Origin of the sequence: Cupriavidus sp. 30B13, assembly GCF_049059565.2 — a bacterium.
Lineage (GTDB): Bacteria > Pseudomonadota > Gammaproteobacteria > Burkholderiales > Burkholderiaceae > Cupriavidus.
The window spans coordinates 3,338,567-3,358,851 of sequence record NZ_CP188223.1 but is presented as its reverse complement, the minus strand read 5'-3'; the positions used below and the strand labels follow the sequence as shown (position 1 = coordinate 3,358,851).

13 protein-coding genes and 1 tRNA gene are annotated in these 20,285 nt (G+C 68.1%); 9 read left to right on the top strand and 5 right to left on the bottom strand.

Annotated elements, in window-relative coordinates; genetic code table 11:
- Window positions 1-148: 148 nt before the first annotated feature.
- The 4 genes from ACKI2N_RS15415 to ACKI2N_RS15400 form a co-directional block, all read right to left on the bottom strand.
- Window positions 149-1,855, bottom strand: a complete 1,707-nt coding sequence (locus ACKI2N_RS15415) for a LeoA/HP0731 family dynamin-like GTPase (protein ID WP_420993672.1) — start codon at window positions 1,853-1,855, stop codon at window positions 149-151.
- Window positions 1,856-4,078 carry a hypothetical protein gene (locus tag ACKI2N_RS15410; protein WP_420993673.1) on the bottom strand — a complete coding sequence of 741 codons (2,223 nt, stop codon included), beginning with the start codon at window positions 4,076-4,078 and terminating at the stop codon, window positions 1,856-1,858. It abuts the gene before it with no gap.
- 378 nt (window positions 4,079-4,456) lie between these two features.
- Window positions 4,457-5,671, bottom strand: coding sequence for a tyrosine-type recombinase/integrase (locus ACKI2N_RS15405; RefSeq protein ID WP_420993674.1), 1,215 nt, complete (start codon window positions 5,669-5,671; stop codon window positions 4,457-4,459).
- Window positions 5,672-5,835: 164 nt separating this feature from the next.
- Window positions 5,836-5,920: transfer RNA gene (locus ACKI2N_RS15400), tRNA-Leu, on the bottom strand.
- Window positions 5,921-6,336: 416 nt separating this feature from the next.
- Here ACKI2N_RS15400 and ACKI2N_RS15395 point away from each other — a divergent pair.
- The 9 genes from ACKI2N_RS15395 (at window position 6,337) to ACKI2N_RS15355 (ending at window position 19,199) form a co-directional block, all read left to right on the top strand.
- On the top strand, window positions 6,337-7,263 hold the full coding sequence (locus ACKI2N_RS15395) for an alpha/beta hydrolase (protein ID WP_420993675.1): 927 nt from the start codon (window positions 6,337-6,339) through the stop codon (window positions 7,261-7,263).
- A 175-nt stretch (window positions 7,264-7,438) separates the two neighbouring features.
- Complete coding sequence (locus tag ACKI2N_RS15390; RefSeq protein WP_420993676.1) at window positions 7,439-8,929, top strand: efflux transporter outer membrane subunit; 1,491 nt, start codon at window positions 7,439-7,441, stop codon at window positions 8,927-8,929.
- Window positions 8,930-8,961: 32 nt separating this feature from the next.
- Complete coding sequence (locus ACKI2N_RS15385) at window positions 8,962-10,032, top strand: HlyD family secretion protein (RefSeq protein WP_420993677.1); 1,071 nt, start codon at window positions 8,962-8,964, stop codon at window positions 10,030-10,032.
- 3 nt (window positions 10,033-10,035) lie between these two features.
- Window positions 10,036-12,792, top strand: a complete 2,757-nt coding sequence (rbbA, locus tag ACKI2N_RS15380; protein WP_420993678.1) for a ribosome-associated ATPase/putative transporter RbbA — start codon at window positions 10,036-10,038, stop codon at window positions 12,790-12,792.
- Between the two features lie 104 nt (window positions 12,793-12,896).
- Window positions 12,897-14,021 carry an ABC transporter permease gene (locus tag ACKI2N_RS15375; protein ID WP_420993726.1) on the top strand — a complete coding sequence of 375 codons (1,125 nt, stop codon included), beginning with the start codon at window positions 12,897-12,899 and terminating at the stop codon, window positions 14,019-14,021.
- A 124-nt stretch (window positions 14,022-14,145) separates the two neighbouring features.
- Window positions 14,146-16,470: a DUF3141 domain-containing protein gene (locus tag ACKI2N_RS15370; RefSeq protein WP_420993679.1), complete on the top strand. Its 2,325-nt coding sequence runs from the start codon at window positions 14,146-14,148 to the stop codon at window positions 16,468-16,470.
- A 267-nt stretch (window positions 16,471-16,737) separates the two neighbouring features.
- Window positions 16,738-17,250: a DUF6622 family protein gene (locus ACKI2N_RS15365; protein ID WP_420993680.1), complete on the top strand. Its 513-nt coding sequence runs from the start codon at window positions 16,738-16,740 to the stop codon at window positions 17,248-17,250.
- Between the two features lie 36 nt (window positions 17,251-17,286).
- A complete protein-coding gene (locus tag ACKI2N_RS15360) occupies window positions 17,287-18,375 on the top strand; it encodes a sensor histidine kinase (protein WP_420993681.1) in 1,089 nt (362 codons plus the stop codon).
- 20 nt (window positions 18,376-18,395) lie between these two features.
- Window positions 18,396-19,199 carry a LytR/AlgR family response regulator transcription factor gene (locus ACKI2N_RS15355; protein WP_420993682.1) on the top strand — a complete coding sequence of 268 codons (804 nt, stop codon included), beginning with the start codon at window positions 18,396-18,398 and terminating at the stop codon, window positions 19,197-19,199.
- 42 nt (window positions 19,200-19,241) lie between these two features.
- Here ACKI2N_RS15355 and ACKI2N_RS15350 read toward each other — a convergent pair whose 3' ends face one another.
- A complete protein-coding gene (locus ACKI2N_RS15350; protein ID WP_420993683.1) occupies window positions 19,242-20,150 on the bottom strand; it encodes a crotonase/enoyl-CoA hydratase family protein in 909 nt (302 codons plus the stop codon).
- Between the last annotated feature and the right edge of the window lie 135 nt (window positions 20,151-20,285).

Here is a 20,285-nt window from a genome sequence, read left to right as displayed (position 1 = left end):
GTCGGAGTCTGCTAAGGATCAAGAAGGTCGTTATCGTTGGGAGCCAAGGCGCCGCTTCTCGGCGGAGTACAGATGCCAGATGGTGCAGACGCTGTTGTCGTCGACGATGTCATTGGCGCGCTTTGCGCGCAAGCACGACCTGAACAGATCAGTCCTGCAGGACGGTGAACTCGGCGTCGATGGCCTCGCCCGCTTGGCGCCATGCATTGAAGCGGTCGCGCTGCTGCCGACGCTGCACCACGTCCAGTTGCACCTCCGCCACGTTGCTGCGTAGTTCGATGTATTCGGAGAAGAAGTGGTCGACGAAGTGCACCCCGTCGATCAACTGCAGCAGTTCCATCCGCTGGTTGTTGAAGTTTGCGACCATCATCTCGATCGACTCGCGGAACTTCTCCTCGCGCTTGGCCTGCTCCCAGCTATCCCAGGCCTCCAGGGCTAGGCCCGCGAAGGCCAGCACGCCGTTGATTCCTTTGGCCAGATTGACGGCTCCCCAGGGCTTGAATTTCAGCATCTTGCCCAAGTCTACCCCGACCGTTTTTGCAATGGCGACGATGCCATCCCGCGTCGCCAGCACCGTGGAGTTATTGATCAGGTTGCTCTTAAGCATGTAGTCAAGGCCCTGCTTACCGAGCACTTTGACCGCACTATTGAAGTGGTTGATTTCTGTGTTGAAACCGATTTTCATCCTGCTGACTTCCAGGGTGACCGCCTGCAGTTGGCGCTCGAACTCGTTCTGCAGACGCGTCGTCAGCACAATGCCGTTGTTGCCCACTTCGCGCTCGAAGAATTCGGTGAAGGTGGCCAGGCTCGCCCCCTTTGCCTGCAGGATCAGGTCCGTGAAGTAGTCGGAGACGAACTCGCGCAGGCTTACGCGCACCGCCGAGATCTTGCCCTCGGTCGAAGCGAGCTGGCGGGCCAGCCTGGTGTTCATCGCTTCGAGCTTGTCCACCTCACGGCCGATCTTCTCGTCGTTGGCGACCGCCACTGGCAGCTGTTTGGTCAGGACGTCGCGGATGATGCTCGCTTTTGTGGCCTCGGCAATGGCTGCGGCGCCGCCGTTGGCCTTGACTTTCTCTGACGTGGCTGCTTGCAGCGTGGCGATGTGGGAGAGGGTCTTGAACTTGTCCAGGTTTGACAGCCAGTACTCAGTGCCCATGTCGAACGGGTTCGCCGCCACAGCGACGATCGCCAGAGCGGCCGTCTCGACGGCGTCCAGGCAGATCAGGTTGCGCAGGCGGTCGCTGACGTTGTCGCGCTTGACCGCCAGGCTTTCCCGGTACTCTCGCTCGTCTTCCACGTCGGCGACTTCGTCGAAGCGGCTCAGCACGAACACCGTGCGCGGCAGGAGGTCCAGCGTGCGGAACAGCCACATCAGGTCTTCCTTGTGGCTTTCCTTAATGGGGTTGGTCGAGTTCATTACGTACAGCACTAGGTGGGCTTCGCTCACGTACTTCTTGGTGATGTCCTTGTACTTCTCCACGAGGTGGGTTTGCGCATTGTATTGTTCCTTGAAGCCGAACAGCCCGGGGGTGTCGATCAGTACGAAATCGGAGCCCACGTCGTACACCTTCACTTCGTTGGACGATTCCTTGTGGCTGATCTTCATGGTGGACTTGTCCAGTTGCTCCATCCAGGCCGCAGCGATAGAGGTCTTGCCCTCCGAGAAGCCGCCAACTAGTGCAATCCTGAGCTTTTCTTCGGCTACGTCCTGGATGGCCGTTTGCAGTTTGGCCTTTAGGTTCGGATCGATCTGCACGCCGACGCTTTCGCCTTGTTGCAGGAAGCCCTGAAGCTTCTCCAAGATGTCCAGGGCGCGGGATTGTTGCGCCTTGAAGGTGTCTAGGGTCTTTTCCATTTACTGTGCACCTACGGCTTCGATGGTTTTGGATAGTTTCTTTAGCTCTGCCACGGACTTGAGGAGCGTCGCACTGATTTCGTCAACCTGGCGGACAGGCTCGTTCAGCGCTTCCTTGATGATCTCGACGTTTTCCTCCAGTTCGCGGAAGGCGACGGCCAGGCTTCCGCGCAGCGAGTCGCGCATCTTGTCTGCGATGGTCTCCAGGTTCTGGTCGGCCGACTTGCGCTGTTGGGACATTTTGTAGCTGGAGCTGAAGAAGCCGACGAGGGCCTTGCCGAGGCTGACCAGCAGCGTAATGGCGCCGATCGTCAGCGCGACCCACCCGGCCGGGTTCCAGATCATCAGCACTCCGCCGACCAGCGAGCCAAGCAGGTTGGATATCTTGAGACCGTTGTCAATGCTGATCTTCAGCTCGAACGAGCTGTCCAACTGGCCCATGCCGATCTTGCCGTAGGTCTCAACCAACTCGCTGGCATATTGCTGGAACTGCTCGACGACCTCTGCGATCTCCGCCTTGAAGGTATTCAGTTCGGCCTCCATCAGCCCGGGCAGGCGCTGTTCTAGGCTGGCCTGCTCGGTCCTGATGCAGGATTCGAGCGCGTTCTTGAAGGTATCGTTGCCGATGTCGGACTCGATGCGTGCGTAAATGCGCCTGCGCACGGCGTTCTTGAAACCGGTGATCGTCCGTTCACCTTCCGTTTCCAGGCGTGTTTTAAGCGTTCGGAGCGCGATGGTCAGTTGCTCGCGGGAGCCATTTGCGTCCTGCTTTAGCTGCTGTCCCAGCGGCTTGAACGAATCACGCTGGATCCTGGCGACCTCATCCGACGCCGTCTTGACCACTTGGTTGGCCTTGTTGAAATTGGAGCGCCTGATCTTGGTCTTGTAGTCGTGCACAAGGTTGCCGGCCAGAAGCTCGCGAAACTGCTCCATGTTCGAGCGCTGCAGCAGTTCTTGGGGCTTGAGCCTGGCGAGGAACTTGTCCTTGCTCTTGGCATTCTGTGAGCCGGGCACCAGGCAGTCGGCAACGGCTAGGAACGCGGGCTGGGCACTCAGCGGGATGACGCGCTGGTAGTGCTCGCCGAGCTGCTCGCGCATTTTTTCGTCGAGGTCCTGCAGGCTCTCGAGTTCGTCCTGGCTGGCGAGCCCGCCCTTCTCTAGCTGCATGGGGTTGGTGATGCGCTTGTTGAAGAGGGTCCAGACCTCGGTCTGCGCGCCGAGGTGTTCCTTGATCTTCTCCAACGTGCCCTTGGTATGCTCGTCGCCTTTCTGCGGAGCCGCAGCTTTGCCCGTCACATAGAATACGGCGTGGGCCTTCTGCACTGCCGAGCGGATGCCGTCCATGACCATGGCTTCCTTGCCTTCGATGCCGGGAACGTCGAGCAAGGTGAATTTGTGGCCACCGGCTTCGAATGCGTAGCCTCGGGTCTCGAGCGTATAGTCGGAGCGCCCGTTACCGATGATTACGCCGTCGGCCAGCGCTTCCAGCTTGTGCTGGTCGCGCTCCACGCGTTCGAGTTCTCGTTCGGCAGCTTGCTTTGTATCCAGCGTCTCGCGCTGCTGCCGCGCGACGTCTTCGACGGCGCCGTTCCTCTCGGCGAGCAGGGCCCGCAGGCCGGCTTCTGCGCCGGTGAAGGTCTGTTCTTCAGGCGACTGGCGCAGCCGGTTCAGGAACTTCTGCCAGAGTGTCGCCGTTCTCTTTTTCTCGACCACCAGCGCATGCAGGCGGTGGATCTCGTCGCGGCAGGCCTGCTCCTGCTCATCATAGTACGGCACGAGTCCGTCAAGGCGCGCCTGCAACTCGGTAAGCAGTGCGTCGCCCTGCCGGATTCGTTGGCGCAGGGCCTCGAGATTCTCCTCGCTGACGCCAAGTTCTTCCCGCAGTGTCCGGAAGGCCTGCTGAGCCTTAGCCTTGCTCTGTTCCCCCAGCATGATGCGCAGCGTCTCGATGATGGTCGACTTGCCGGCATTGGTTTCGCCGTAAAAGGCGATGGTGAAGGTGTCCCATTCGGCATGGCGCTCGAGCCCGGCGATATTGCCTTCGATGTCTCGCTGGAACTTCTCGAGGATGGCGCGGGTATTCTTCTTGGCCTCCGATACCTGCTGGTCCTCCGATGCGCTGCCAAGCCTTCGCAAAATACTCTCTACTTCGCGCGAGACGTTCAGGTAGATGTCTCGCGGGGATTCCGGGCTTATGCTCATCCGTCGTTCTTGTCGTTTCAAGAGGGAAATCGCCGCCAGCTGGCGGCAACTCATGCGCGCGAGCGCGGCATGCAGCCGCTGCGCGGCCCCCGATTTTGCGGGATGACCCCTGGAACGGCCGCCCTCCTAAAGCGGGGTGAAGTCGTGCGGCATGGCTGCCGTTAACTAGCTGGGACTATGCGCGAGCCGCGGGCGCGTCGGGCAAAAAGAAAGGTTTTTCGCTGATCTGTGTGACCGCTTAGAAGCAAGAAGAGCCAACTATCCGCTATTGTAAGTGGGGGACTGTGTCCAGCGTCTCAGGGGGCCGCTCCAGCCACTGGACAACACGGATTCGTAGCTGAGCGCGCATCATGCGCATCAATGAGGATCCAGCCGCCATCAGTTCATGTTGCGCGTGGCTTAACTTACCGCCAGCAACGGGATGATCTTCGCCCCAGCCTTGAGTTGATCCAGATAGTCTGCCCACTTCTGCATCATCACTCGCCGGTCCTTAATGAATTTAGTGCGGTTGTATGCCGCGCCGAGTGCATCGGGGACCGTGTGCGCGAGCTGGTGCTCGATCACCTCGGGCTTTTGCTCCAGTTCTTCATGAAGAATGGTGCGAGCCATCGCACGGAAGCCGTGACCGGTAATCTCCGTGCGCGTGTCGTAGCCGAGCCGGCGCAGCGCGGCGTTGATCGCAGCATCGCTCATAGGGCGCTGCCTGGAGCGAGCCCCCGGAAACACATATCGCTCGTTACCCGTCACTGCTTGCAGTTCTTTGAGAATTTGGACGACCTGCGTGGCGAGCGGAACGAGGTGTTCCGTTTTGGTCTTTGTGACCAGATAGCGCCACTCCCCTTTCTCAAGGTCGAATTGAGCCCATTCTGCCTTGCGCAATTCCCCCGGCCGGACGAATACTAGCGGCGCCAGCTTGAGGGCGCATAGAACCGTGAAGGTGCCGCTGAAACCATCGAAGGCGCGGAGCATTTCACCAACCTTCGCCGGTTCGGTGATCGACGCAAAGTGCGTGGCCTTCGCTGGTGGGATCGCCTTGACCAGAGCCGCGGCGGGGTTACTGGTGCAGAGCCCTTCCTTGACGCCGTAGAGAAACACTCGGCCGATTTCGCTGCGCACGCGGTGCGCGGTAAAGCGCGCTCCCCGGCCATCAATCCGTTTCAGCACTGCCAGGATCTCTGGGGCCTCGATTTCGGTAATCGGGCGCTTTCCCAGCCAGGGATAGACATCGTTCTTGAGGCGCGAGAGTGTTTTTTCGCATTGTTTGGGGGTCACGGTGCTTCCGTGCTCCTTTAGCCATGCGTTTGCAACCACCTCGAACGAGTTTTCCGCTGCCAGGCGCGCAGTGCGCTTGTCGCTTTTCTTGAGCTCACCAGGGTCAAATCCTGCCGCCAGTTTCTCGCGTGCCTCCGCTCGCCGCTGTCGGGCCGAGGCCAGACTCACTTCGGGGTAGACGCCCAGGGCCAATGTCTTTTGCTTGCCGAGGTAGCGGTAGGCGAGTCGCCAATATTTTCCGCCGTTCGGCTGTACCAACAGGAACATGCCGTCGCCGTCAGTCATCTTGTACGGCTTGTCCAGGGGCTTGGCGTTGCGCACAGCTAGGTCGGTGAGGCTCATGGGGCGATTGATACCAACAGGGGTGGAGTAGGTACCAACGAATATACCATCAGCTTTTTCGGATCTAGTTGGACATCGTCGGATGCCAAAAAGGAAAAAACCCAGCAAAATCAGGGGCTAATGCGGGGTTCTTGGACGGCTATGGAGGTTGTTGGACGTGCTGTTGGTGCCCGGGGTCGGACTCGAACCGACACGCCTTGCGGCGGGGGATTTTGAGTCCCCTGCGTCTACCTGTTTCACCACCCGGGCGGAGTGGGTGCCGGCGGCTTGTGCCGGGAATCCGGCGGGCCAGCACTGTGCTGAGCCGGGAATTATGCCGCAAATCCTGATCGCCCACAACCTGGGCGCCGCCCCCTGACAGGGGGGCGACTGTCCTGCCGCTCTTGGCCGCCGGGCTGTCCCGCGTGGCGCGCCGGCGGATCGATCGCCGCCTTCGCTGCCCGCGGGCAGACGATTCCTTCCGATTTGGGGATTTTTCCGGCTGGAAGGCCGTGTGCGAACTCGGCTAGCATTGTCGTCGCCGCAGCGACTTCTTCCTGGCTGCCGGACGGTCCCGAGTCCACCGGACTGGCCGGACACGCCGCGGCACCGGTCCCTTCTTCTTGCCGCAGGCCGCCGCATCAACACAAAGAATGGCGGCTTCGGTACAACGCCCCCGGAGACCCATGCCGAACCCGCCCTCCCTGGCCAGCCTTGCGCGATTGCCGTCGCAGGATCCTGCCTTCTTCGACCGCGAATACAACAACCGCGCCCTGGTGCCGGACCATCCCGCCGACATCGCCCGCTGGGCGGAACTGTCGCGCCAGGTGCGCGAGCGCACCGGCTGGCTGGAGGACCTGAGCTACGCCGATGCCGTGCCCGGCCCGCACGCCGATGCCGAGCGGCTCGATTATTTTCCCGCCGACGCGGACCCCGAGGGCAGCGCGCCGCCGCTGCTGGTGTTCCTGCACGGCGGTTACTGGCGCGCGCTGGACAAGCGCGACCACAGCCTGGTGGCCAATGCGCTGCCGGGCTGCGGGGTGTCGGTGGCGGTGGTCGACTACGCGCTGGCGCCGGCGGTGACGGTGGCGGCCATCTTGCTGCAGGCGGTGCGCAGCGTGGCCTGGCTGTACCGCCAGTCGGAGCGGCTCGGCCATGACCGCGCCCGCATCTTCGTCGCGGGCCATTCGGTGGGCGGCAACATGGCGGCCATGATGCTGGCCACGCACTGGCCGGGCCTGGCCGGCGACCTGCCCGCCGGGCTGGTGAAGGGCGCGGTGTCGGTCAGCGGCCTGCACGAGCTGGAACCGCTGCGCCGCGCGCCGTTCCTGGCCGACCTGCGCCTGACCGAGCAGGACGTGGCGCGCATGTCGCCGGCGCGGCTGCTGCCGGCCACGGCCGCGCCGCTGGTGACGGCGGTGGGCGAGCTGGAGTCGGGCGAGTATCACCGCCAGACCGCGCTGCTGCGCGCGGCGTGGCCGGCCAATGTGTCGGTGCCCGGCGCGGCGCACGTGCCGATGCCGGGCAGGCATCATTTCAGCGTGGTGGATGCCTTTGCCGAGCGCGACGGCGCGCTGCTGCGCGCGGTGCGGCGGATGATCGGGGTGGACTGAGGCGCGGCATCCGTCACGGCTCTCGGATTCCTTCGAGGAAGGGCGCGGCATTTGATACATATCAGATATGTGCCGGGGAATCCTCTCTAGAATCAGGAGTCCCCTACCGGGGATGCCATCCAGCCTCCAGGGCGCACCGCATACCGCGGCGTCCCGCGCGGACCCAACGGAACCGATGCCACCAGCCCTCTTCCCGACGCCAACCTTCCTGCCGGACCCGAGGCGTATCCTGGCGTGCGTGGGGTCGCTGGCGCTGGCCGCCGTGCTGGGCGGCTGCATCTCGATGGCGCCGCCCGATACGCGGCCGCCGGCGCCGGTGCGCGCCTCGTGGGAACCCGATGCCGCCGCGCAGCCGGCCGCCGCCAGCGCCGCCGCGCTGGACTGGCGCGACTACTTCGCCGATCCCACCTTGCGCGAGCTGATCGCGCAGGCGCTCGACAACAACCGCGACCTGCGCATCGCCGCCGCGCGCGTGGCGCAGGCCTACGCGGCCTACGGCATCCAGCGTGCCGACCAGTTTCCCTCGTTCGCCGCCGTGGCCGGCGACACGCGCCAGCGCGTGCCCGGCGACCTCAGTTTCACCGGCCGCCCGCTGATCACCAGCCAGTACCAGGTGGGCCTGGCGCTGAGCCCGTGGGAGCTCGACTTCTGGGGCCGCGTGCGCAGCCTCAAGGACGCCGCGCTGGACAGCTACCTGGCCAGCGAGGCCTCGCAGCGCGCGGTCGGGCAAGGGCTGATCACCCAGGTCGCGCAAACCTACCTGGCGCTGCGCGAGCTGGACGAGCGCATCATGCTGGCCCGGCGCACCATCGACAGCCGCGCCGAGTCGCTGCGCATCTTCCGCCGGCGCGAGCAGGTCGGCTCCGCCTCGCGGCTGGAACTGACCGAAGTCACCACGCTGTGGCAACAGGCGCGCGCGCTGGCGGCGCAGCTCGAGCAGGAGCGCGCCGCGCAGGCGCACGCGCTCGAGCTGCTGGTGGGGCGGCCCGTGGACATGGCGCCCGCCACCGGACTGATCGGCGACGCCGAGCTGATGCGTGAACTGGAGCCGGGCCTGCCTTCCGCGCTGCTGGAGAACCGGCCCGACATCATCGCCGCCGAATACCAGCTGCGCGCGGCCAACGCGAATATCGGCGCGGCGCGTGCCGCCTTCTTCCCGCAGATCACGCTGACCGGCTCGCTCGCCACCGCCAGCGCGGACCTGAGCGGCCTGTTCCGCGGCGGCAGCCTGGCGTGGAACTTCGCGCCGGGCATCACGCTGCCGATCTTCCAGGGCGGCCGCCTGCGCGCCAACCTCGCGCTGACCGAGGCGCAGCGCGCCGAGGCCGTGGCGCAGTACGAGCGCGCCATCCAGGGCGCCTTCCGCGACGTGGCCGACGCGCTGTCCGCGCGCCGCTGGCTGGCCGAGCAGGTGGACATCCTGCAGGCCACCCAGGCCGCGCAGGCCGAGCGCGCGCGCCTGGCCAAGCTGCGCTACGACCACGGCGCCGCCGCCTTCCTCGAAGTGCTGGACGCCGAGCGCGACCTGCTCGCCGTCGAGCAGCAGGCCGTGCAGTCGCGCCGCGCGCTGCTGGCCAGCCGCGTGAGCCTCTATGCGGCGCTGGGCGGCGGCGGCACCGCCATCGACGCCGCCCGGCCCGCGCAGGCGGATGCGCCTCCCCCGTAATGAGCCAACGCAATGAGCCAAGGTCATTCCCGATGAAACTCCCTGCCAAGAAGCTGGTTCCCGTCCTGGCCGTGCTGGCCGCCGCCGCCGGGGGCTGGTACGCCTGGACCTCGCTGCGCGACACCGGGCCCGGCCCGGGCTTCACCAGCGGCAACGGCCGCATCGAGGCCACCGAAGTCGACGTAGCCACCAAGCTGGCCGGCCGCGTGGACGACATCCTGGTCTTCGAGGGCGATTTCGTCAAAGCCGGCCAGCCGCTGGCGCGCATGCAGGTGCAGGTGCTGCAGGCCCAGAGCGACGAAGCGCGCGCCCAGCACCAGCAGGCCATCACCAGCGTGGCCGCGGCCGAGGCGCAGGCCGCCGCGCGCCTGAGCGACAAGGCCACCTCGGAAGCGCTGCTGGCGCAGCGCGAGGCCGAGCTGGATGCCGCCGAGCGCCGGCTGTCGCGCTCGCAGACGCTGTCGAAGGAGGGCGCCTCCTCGATCCAGGAACTCGACGACGACCGCGCCCGTGCCCGCAGCGCGCGCGCCGCCGTGGCGGCGGCCCGCGCGCAGGTGGCGGCGGCGCAGTCCGCGGTGGAAGCCGCCCGCGCGCAGGTGACCGGCGTGCGCTCCACGGTCCAGGCCACCCAGGCCACCATCAACCGCATCGAAGCCGACATCACCGACAGCGAACTCAGGGCCCCGCGCGACGGCCGCGTGCAATACCGCGTGGCGCAGCCCGGCGAAGTGCTGGCCGCCGGCGGCAAGGTGCTCAACCTGGTCGACCTGTCCGACGTCTACATGACGCTGTTCCTGCCCGAGGCGCAGGCCGGCAAGCTGGCCATGGGCGCGGAGGCGCGCATCGTGCTGGACGCCGCGCCGCAGTACGTGATCCCGGCCAGCATCTCGTTCGTCTCCAGCACCGCCCAGTTCACGCCCAAGACCGTGGAGACCGCCAGCGAGCGCCAGAAGCTGATGTTCCGCGTCAAGGCGCAGATCAGCCGCGAGCTGCTGCAAAAGCACCTCAAGCTGGTCAAGACCGGCCTGCCGGGCGTGGCGTGGGTGCGCGTGGACCCGAAGGTGGCCTGGCCGGCCAGCCTCGCGGTCAGGTTGCCGGAGTAGGCCATGACAGACGGGCGCGTTCCCGCCGTGGTGCGGCTGGCCGGCGTCTCGCTGCACTATGGACGCAAGACCGTGGCGCTCGACCACGTCGACCTCGACATTCCGGCCGACCGCATGATCGGCCTGATCGGGCCGGACGGCGTCGGCAAGTCGAGCCTGCTGGCGCTGGTGGCCGGCGCGCGCGCGGTGCAGGCGGGCACCGTGCACGCGCTCGGCGGCGACATGGCCAGCCGCGCGCACCGCGACGCGGTCTGCCCGCGCATCGCCTACATGCCGCAGGGGCTGGGCAAGAACCTGTATCCCACCTTGTCGGTGGAAGAGAACCTGCAGTTCTTCGCGCGCCTGTTCGGCCATGACGCGGCCGAGCGCCGCCGCCGCATCGACGACCTCACCCGCAGCACCGGCCTGTACAAGTTCCTGGCGCGGCCCGCAGGCAAGCTCTCCGGCGGCATGAAGCAGAAGCTCGGCCTGTGCTGCGCGCTGATCCACGACCCCGACCTGCTGATCCTGGACGAGCCCACCACCGGCGTGGACCCGCTCGCGCGCGCGCAGTTCTGGGACCTGATCGCGCGCATCCGGCGCGAGCGGCCAGGCATGAGCGTGCTGGTGGCCACCGCCTACATGGACGAGGCGCAGCGCTTCGACTGGCTGGTGGCGATGGACGCCGGCAAGGTGCTCGCCACCGGCACGCCCGCGGAGCTGCTCGCGCGCACCGGCGCGGCGGACCTCGAATCCGCCTTCGTCGGCCTGCTGCCGGACGACAAGAAGCAGGGCTACCAGCCGGTGGAGATCGCGCCGCTGCGCATCGGCGACGACACGCCGGTCGCCATCGAGGCGAAGGGCCTGACCATGCGCTTCGGCGACTTCGTGGCGGTGGACCATGTGGACTTCCGCATCCGCCGCGGCGAGATCTTCGGCTTCCTCGGCTCCAACGGCTGCGGCAAGTCCACCACCATGAAGATGCTCACCGGCCTGCTGCCGGCCAGCGAAGGACAGGCCTGGCTGTTCGGCAACGAGGTGAACCCGCGCGACATCGACACGCGCCGCCGCGTGGGCTACATGTCGCAGGCGTTCTCGCTCTACAGCGAGCTCACCGTGCGGCAGAACCTGGTGCTGCACGCGCGCCTGTTCCACGTGCCCGAGGGCGAGGTGCCCGCGCGCGTGGACGAGATGGTGGCGCGCTTCGCGCTCGGCGACGTGCTCGACAGCCTGCCAGACAGCCTGCCGCTGGGCATGCGCCAGCGCCTGTCGCTGGCCGTGGCGATGGTGCACAAGCCGGAACTGCTGATCCTCGACGAGCCCACCTCCGGCGTCGACCCGGTGGCGCGCGACAGCTTCTGGCGCCTGCTGATCGCGCTGTCGCGGCAGGACCACGTCACCATCTTCATCTCCACCCACTTCATGAACGAGGCCGCGCGCTGCGACCGCATCTCGCTCATGCACGCCGGCAAGGTGCTGGTCAGCGACCCGCCCGCGCGCATCGTCGGCGACCGCGGCGCGGCCACGCTGGAGGAGGCCTTCATCGATTACCTGGTGGAAGCCGGCGGCGGCACGCCGGCCGAGGCGCAGTCCGCCGCGCCGGTGGCCGCTGCCGCGCCGGCTGCTCCGCACGCGGCGGCGCCCGCGCGCCACCGCGGCTTCTCGCCGGCGCGCATGATCAGCTACCTGTGGCGCGAGACGCTGGAGCTGCGCCGCGACCCGGTGCGCGCCACGCTGGCGCTGGTGGGCTCGGTGGTGCTGATGTTCGTGATGGGCTACGGCATCAGCATGGACGTGGAAGACCTGCGCTACGCCGTGCTCGACCGCGACCAGACCACGCTGAGCCAGAACTACGCGCTCAATATCGCCGGCTCGCGCTATTTCATCGAGCACGCGCCCATCACCGACTACGACGACCTGGACCGCCGCATGCGCAGCGGCGAGCTGTCGCTGGCCATCGAGATCCCGCCCGGTTTCGCGCGCGACGCCGCGCGCGGCAAGGCGGTGCAGGTGGGCGCGTGGATCGACGGCGCCATGCCGTCGCGCGCGGAGACCGTGCAGGGCTATGTGCAGGGCATGCACCAGAACTGGCTGGAGACGCAGGCGCGCGAGCGGCTCGGCCAGCGCGCCGCGCCGGCGTTCTCCATCGAGACGCGCTACCGCTACAACCCCGACGTCAAGAGCCTGCCCGCCATGGTGCCGGCGGTGGTGCCGCTGCTGCTGCTGATGCTGCCGGCCATGCTCACCGCGCTGTCGGTGGTGCGCGAGAAGGAGCTCGGCTCCATCCTCAACCTGTACGTCACGCCGGTCACGCGCGCCGAGTTCCTGGTCGGCAAGCAACTGCCCTACGTGCTGCTGGCCATGCTCAATTTCCTGCTGATGGCGCTGCTGGCCGTGACCGTGTTCGGCGTGCCCGTCAAGGGCAACTTCTTCGCGCTGCTGGCGGGCGTGCTGGTATTCAACGTGGTGGCCACCGGCATCGGGCTGCTGGCCTCGACCTTCACGCGCAGCCAGATCGCGGCGATGTTCTTCGCCATCATCGGCACCATGATCCCCTCGATCCAGTTCGCCGGCATGCTCACGCCGGTGTCCTCGATGGAAGGCAGCGCGCGCCTGATCGGCGAGGTCTATCCCGCCACCTACATGCTCATCATCAGCCGGGGCGTGTTCAACAAGGCATTGGGCTTCGCCGACCTCCATGCCGCCTTCTGGCCGCTGCTGGCGGCGGTGCCGGTGATCCTCGGCGCCACGATCATGCTGCTCGACAAGCAGGAGAAGTGATGGCGCCGTTTCCACGTGCATCCGACACCGGCACCGCGCCCGCCGCCGCCATCCCCGCTGCGGCGCCGGCACCCGCGCCGGCCGCCATGCGCGGGCAGCGGTGGCTGCGCCTGCTGGTCAACGTCTACCGGCTCGGCTGCAAGGAATTGTGGAGCCTGGCGCGCGACCCGATGATGCTGGTGCTGATCGTCTACACCTTCACCGCCTCGGTCTATTCCGCCGCCACCGCGCAGCCGGACACGCTGCACCTGGCGCCCATCGCCATCGTCGACGAAGACAACTCGCCGCTGTCGGCGCGCATTGCCTCGGCGTTCTTCCCGCCGCAGTTCACCCAGCCGCGCATGATCACCTCGTCGGCCGAGGACGCCGGCATGGATGCGGGCGACTACACCTTCGCGCTCAATATCCCGCCCAACTTCCAGCGCGACCTGCTGGGCGGGCGCCCGGCCGTGGTGCAGCTCAACGTGGATGCCACCCGCATGAGCCAGGCGTTCACCGGCAACGGCTATGTGCAGCAGATCGTCTCCGGCGAGGTGCGCGAGTTCCTGCAGCGCTACCGCGACACGGCGGTGCTGCCGGTGGACCTGGCCGTGCGCGTGCGCTTCAACCCCACGCTGACGCAGGCCTGGTTCGGCGCGCTGATGCAGGTGGTCAACAACATCACCATGCTGTCGATCATCCTCACCGGCGCCGCGCTGATCCGCGAGCGCGAGCACGGCACCATCGAGCACCTGCTGGTGATGCCGGTCACGCCCGCGCAGATCATGCTGGCCAAGGTGTGGTCGATGGGGCTGGTGGTGCTGGCCGCGGCGGCGGCGTCGCTGCTGCTGATCGTGCACGGCGCGCTGCACGTGCCGATCGGCGGCTCGGTGGCGCTGTTCCTCACCGGCGCCGCGCTGCACCTGTTCGCCACCACCGCGATGGGCATCTTCCTGGCCACGCTGGCGCGCAGCATGCCGCAGTTCGGCATGCTGCTGATCCTGGTGCTGCTGCCGCTGCAAATGCTCTCGGGCGGCAACACGCCGCGCGAGAGCATGCCGGTGCTGGTGCAGAACGTGATGCTGGCCGCGCCCACCACGCATTTCGTCGAACTCAGCCAGGCCATCCTGTTCCGCGGCGCGGGGCCGGGCGTGGTGTGGCCGCAGTTCCTGGCGCTGCTGGCCATCGGGGCCATACTGTTCGTGATTTCGCTGCGGCGGTTCCGCAAGACCATCAGCCAGATGGCTTGAGCGCGGTATGGGCCACATCGGCCACATTGGCCACCTCCGCCACATTGGCCGCTTCGCCACTTCCGCCGCACCCACTCCACTCGCGCTCGCCCCCGGCGCGTCGACCTTCAGGAGCAAGACCGCCATGTCATCCAAGGAATACGCCAGCCAGTCCCCCGCATTGCGCTATCCCGGTTTCGACTGGGCCGCGGCGGCAGCCTACGCCACCGACACCTGGCAGCGCGGCGTGCTGTACGCCGACGTCATGCGCCAGCGCGGCAACCAGTACCTGGCCCACCTGGCCGAGGCCGTGCCCAACGTGCTGGATTTCGCCGCCGAGCTGGTCATGGACGGCCGCAACCTGCCGCGCCCGGTCAACTACGGGCTGGTGCGCATCGCCGCGCCGGAGGACGCGCCGGCCGTGCCCGGCAAGCGCCCGTTCGTGGTGGTGGACCCGCGCGCCGGGCACGGCCCGGGCATCGGCGGCTTCAAGCGCGACAGCGAGATCGGCGCCGCGCTGCGCGCCGGCCATCCGTGCTACTTCGTCGGCTTCCTGCCGGACCCGGTGCCGGGCCAGACCGTGGAAGACGTGATGCTGGCCGAGGCCGCCTTCCTGGAGAAGGTCATCGCGCTGCATCCGGACAGCGCCGGCAAGCCGGCCGTGATCGGCAACTGCCAGGCCGGCTGGCAGGTGATGATGACCGCCGCCATGCGCCCGGACCTGTTCGGCCCCATCATCCTGGCCGGCGCGCCGCTGTCCTACTGGGCCGGCTGGCGCGGCAAGAACCCCATGCGCTACTCTGGCGGGCTGCTGGGCGGCAGCTGGCTCACCGCGCTGACCGGCGACCTCGGCAACGGCCGCTTCGACGGCGCCTGGCTGGTGCAGAACTTCGAGAACCTCAACCCGGCCAACACGCTGTGGGGCAAGTCGTACCAGCTCTACGCCAACGTCGATACCGAGGCGCCGCGCTACCTCGGCTTCGAGAAATACTGGGGCGGCCACGTCTTCCTCAACGCGGTGGAAATGCAGTACATCGTCGACAACCTCTTCGTCGGCAACAAGCTCACCACGGCGTCGCTGATCACCTCGGACGGCACGCGCCTGGACCTGCGCCACATCCGCTCGCCCATCGTGGTGTTCTGCTCCTACGGCGACAACATCACGCCGCCGCCGCAGGCGCTGGGCTGGATCACCGACATGTACCGCGACGACGACGACGTGCTCGGCCACGACCAGACCATCGTCTACGCCACGCACGACAGCATCGGCCACCTCGGCATCTTCGTCTCGGGCAGCACCGGCCGCAAGGAGCACCGCGAGTTCGTCAGCAATATCGACGTGATCGACGTGCTGCCCGCCGGCATCTACCAGGCGCAGATCAGCGACAAGACCGCCGACACGCCGGGCGGCGCGCTGGTCGAGGGCCCGTACCTGCTCTCCATCGCCAGGCGCGGCATCGAAGACGTGCGCAAGATCGTGCAGCCCGATGCCGAGAGCGACTGGCGCTTCGCCACCGCCGCGCGCGTGTCGGAGGTGAACCTGGGCCTGTACCGCAGCGCGGTGCAGCCGTGGGTGCGCGGCTGGGTGACGCCGCAATCGGCGTGGTGGGCGCAGGCGCTGCAGCCGCTGCGCGTGTCCTACCAGCTATGGTCCGACCGCAATCCGCTCGCGCGCAGCGTGGCGGGCCTGGCCGGGCAGGTGCGCGAGGAACGCGAGGCGCGCCAGCCGGTGCCGGCGGACAACCCGTTCCTGCGGATGCAGAACGCGTGGTCCGGCATCATCGAGACCGCGCTCGACCAGTGGCGCGACGTCCGCGACGACGCCTGCGAGAAGACCTTCGAAGCCATCTACGGCAATCCGTGGATACAGGCGCTGGCCGGCCTGAACCACGGCGCCGGCGACAGCGCGCGCCAGCATCCCGGCACCACGCCCGAGCACCGCGCCCTGGTCGCCGCGGAACTGGAGGCCCTGCGCGGCGAAATCGACAAGGGCGGGCTGCAGGAAGCCGGCATGCGCGCCATGCTGTACATCCTCCATTCGCAGGGCGAGGCCGACGAGCGCCGCTTCAACCTGGCGCGCTCGCTGCACGCGGCGCGCGACGCATCGCACGGCACGGCCGGGCACGGCCTGCACGATGCGGCCGGCCTCGCGGCGTTCAAGCGGATGGTGCGCCGGCAGGCGAGCCTGCTCAGGATCGCGCCGGACGCGGCCATCGGCGCCTTGCCGGCGCTGCTCGAGGGCGCGCCCGCCGACGAGATCCGCGCGACGGCGCGGACCATCGAAGCCATCGCCACCGCCGTGCCGCTCGAAGCGGGCGAACAGCGCGACCTGGCGCGCATCCTGGAAGTGTTCCGCGCGGCGGCGGAGGTTGGCGGGCCTGCGGCGCCCGCTTTGCCGGCACCGGCCCGGCGCCGCGTTGCGCGGCGTCCCGCGCAGGCCGTTGCCGCGGCCAAGGTCCGGCGGACGTAGCGCCTGGTTTTGGGGGGCGCTCACGCGGCCGGGGACGCGGGTTTGCTCCACTCGCCCTGCTCGCGGGAGAGAGGGGTGGGGAGAGGGCCGACGCTGGCGAACGCTGCCGTGCCGGAAAAAACGGCGGCTTCGTTCCCGAGCCCGCCGCGGTTCGCGCCCGCCGGGCTGCATCTGGCGAACCGCACCTGCATTTCGTCGCGGGCCGCTCCCGCGTGCCGGCCGGGGCCGTCACCATGCCGCATCCCCAACCACCTGACGGAGCACGCCATGAACGCAGACCTCCTCCAGCACACCCCCGCCTGGGTCTGGTTTCTGCTGGCCGCGCTGATCGCAGTGGGCCGTGCCCAGGCCGTGCCGCGCCGGATGACGCTGCTGCGCGGTGCCGCGCTGCCGGGCGCGATGGCCTTGTTGTCGCTGTCCGGCGTGCCCGGCTATTTCCCGGGCCAGCCAGGCGCGCTGGGCGCCTGGGCCGTGGGCGCCGCGCTCGCGCTGGTGCTGTGCAACATGGCCGGCGCCTGGGCCGGCATCCGCTGGTCCGCGGCCGGGCGCTGCCTGCTGGTGCCCGGCAGCTGGATGCCGCTGGCGCTCATCCTTGGCATGTTCGCCGTGCGCTTCAGCCTGGGCGCCGGCCAGGCCATGCACGCCGCGTGGCTGGCGGACCCGCGCGCCGCGCTCGCGGCCGGCTTTGCTTGCGGCGCGGTTAGCGGTATCTTCCTTGCACGCGGGCTGGCGATGTGGCGCGCGGCCAGGCAGGCGGCGCCGGCCGGTGCCCTCGGCTGAGCCCGCCGCGCCTTGCGCATTCACACTACCGTCTCCATGCAAGCTGCCACCGACCGTTCCACGCACTGGCTCCTGCGCGAACTGCGCATCGGCGTGCCGGTGGCGTTGGGCGTCGCGCTGTTCTTCAGCGCGCTGTACCGCGAGCCGTTCGGCATCAACCTGGTCTATTCGGCCTGCATCACCGCCATGATCCAGGCACTGATCCAGGCCGGCCGCCAGGGCCTGCTGCGCCTGGGCTTCAGGCAACACGCGCCGGCACCGGGCGGGCGCCCCTGGCCAGGCTGGCGGCTGATGTTCCCGTGGGTGCTGGTGTCGGGCATCCTGGGCTACTTCGCCGGCAGCGCGCTGGCCGCCTGGCTTACCGGCACCGGCGGCAGCCCCGCCGAGCTGGTGCGCAATCCGCGCGCGCTGATGGTCAGCACGATCGTGGTGGCGGTGCTGTCGCTGGGCATCAGCTATGTCTTCTACACGCGCGGGCGCCTGGCCGCGATGGCCGCGCGCGAGCAGGCCGCCATGCGCAGCGCGGCCGAGAACCAGCTGCGCCTGCTGGAATCCCAGCTCGAGCCGCACATGCTGTTCAACACGCTGGGCAACCTGCGCGTGCTGATCGGCCAGGACCCGCAACGCGCCCAGCTCATGCTCAACCAGTTGATCGCCTTCCTGCGCGCCACGCTGGAGGCGTCGCGTTCCGGCCCGCACCCGCTGTCGTCGGAGTTCGCGCGCATCGCGGACTACCTCGGCCTGATGCAGGTACGCATGGGCCCGCGCCTGCGCACCGCGCTGGACCTGCCGCCCGGGCTCGCCGGCCTGCCGGTGCCGCCGCTGCTGCTCCAGCCGCTGGTGGAAAACGCCATCAAGCACGGCCTCGAGCCCAAGCTGGACGGCGGCGAAATCCGCCTCGCCGCGCGCCGGGACGGCAACGCGCTGGTGCTCACCGTGCGCGACACCGGCATCGGGCTGCGCGTGATGCCGCTCGCGCCGGCGCCCGGCGCATCGTGCTTTGGCACCGCGCAAGTGCGCGAGCGCCTGGCCCAGCTCTACGGCAACCGCGCCAGCTTCGCGCTCGACAATGCCGCCGACGGCGCCGGCGGCACGCTTGCCACCGTGCGCCTGCCGCTTCCCTGAACCCGCCCCCCGCACGCTCCATGCAAGCCACCGCCCTCATCGCCGAAGACGAAGCCCTGCTCGCCGCCGACCTGCAGGCCGAACTTGCCCGCCTGTGGCCGGCCCTGCGCATCGTGGCGACCGTGGGCGACGGCGCCGCCGCCGTAGCGCAGGCGCTCAGGCTGCAGCCGGACCTGCTGTTCCTCGATATCCGCATGCCCGGCATGTCCGGCCTGGAGGCCGCGCAGGCGCTGGCCGAAGACTGGCCCGCGGATGGCAAGCCGTTCCCGCTGCTGGTGTTCGTCACCGCCTTCGACAGCTACGCGCTGCACGCCTTCGAGCAGGCCGCCGCCGACTACATCCTCAAGCCCGTGCAGCCCGAGCGCCTGGCCAAGGCCTGCACCCGCCTGCAAGCCGCGCTCGCGCACCGCGCGCAGGCGCCCGCGTTCGACGCCACGCTGGCCCAGCTGCGCGCGCTGCTCGGCGCCGGCACGCCGCTGCAGCCCGCGCCCGCCGCCGAGCCGCTCAAGGTGATCCAGGCCAGCGCCGGCAGCACCATCACCATGGTGCCGGTGGCCGAAGTGATCTACTTCGAAGCCGACGACAAATACGTGCGCGTGGTCACCGCCGGCGGCCAGCACTGGATCCGCCTGCCGCTGCGCGAGCTGCAGGCGCGGCTGGATCCGCAGGTATTCTGGCAGGTCCACCGCGGCACCATCGTGCGCGCCGACGCCATCGCCACCGCCACGCGCGACGATGCCGGCAAGCTCACGCTGAGCCTGCGCGGCTGCGCCGACAAGCTGGGCGTCAGCCGGCTCTACGCCGATCTGTTCCGGGGAATGTGAGGCGCCTGCGCGGCGTCGCCGGCGCAGGGCCGGCGGCATCGCTCATTCCGGCTGCCGCGCCTTCGCCTCCATCTCCCGGATCAGCGCGCGCGCCTCGTCCCCTTCCGGAATCGGCTTGCCGCTGTCGCGCCACTGCACCGCCGCCTTGAAGCCCTCCGCCTGCGCATAGCGGCGGAACCACAGCCCCTCCGGGTTGTGCCGCGTGATGCCGTCGAACACCGTCGCCATCATCTGCGTCTGCTCCAGCCCCATGGTCAGCATCACCTGGTTCACCACCATCTTGTGCATCGCCAAGTGCGCGCGCGGCACGCCCGCGATGCGCTGCGCCAGCCGCATCGCCGCCGCATCGAGTCCGGCCGTCGGCGCGATCTCGTTGGCCAGTCCCCACGCCAGCGCCTGTTGCCCGTCGATGGTGTCGCCGGTGAACATCATCTGCTTGGCGCGCGTGGGCCCCAGCCGGAACGTCCACATCGCCGTGGTCGGGCAACCCCACACGCGCGTAGGCATGTAGCCGATGCGCGCGTCCTCCGCCATCACCAGCAGGTCGCAGCTCAGCGCAATGTCGCTGCCGCCCGCCGCCGCATAGCCATGCACCTTGGCGATGGTCGGCTTGCTGCAGCGCCACAAGCTCATGAAATCCTCGGTGTTCCGCTTCATGTACGCGTAGTCCACCATCGGATCCCACGGGTACTGCTCCTGCTGGCACGGATGCTCGATGGACTGCTGCGCCGTGTCGGCCAGGTCATAGCCGCCGCAGAAACCCTTGCCCGCGCCTTCCACCACGATGACATGCACCTCGTCGTTGGCCTGCGCCCACTCCACCGCCGCGCGGATCTCGCGCGGCGTGTCGTCGGTGATCGCGTTCAGGCGCTCGGGGCGGTTCAGCAGCAGGCGGGCGATGCGGGGGAATTGCGGGTCCTGGTCGATGCGCAAGGTGGTGAAGGTGGGCATGCGGTCTCCTTGGTGGAGGGAAGGGGCCGGGGCAGGCTAGCATCGGGGCGGTGCGACGGTAAATAGTGGTTGTCGTGGAGAGGCCAGGCCAGTTTCACGGAGGCGCCATGGCCGCTACAGCCGCTCATGTAGCGC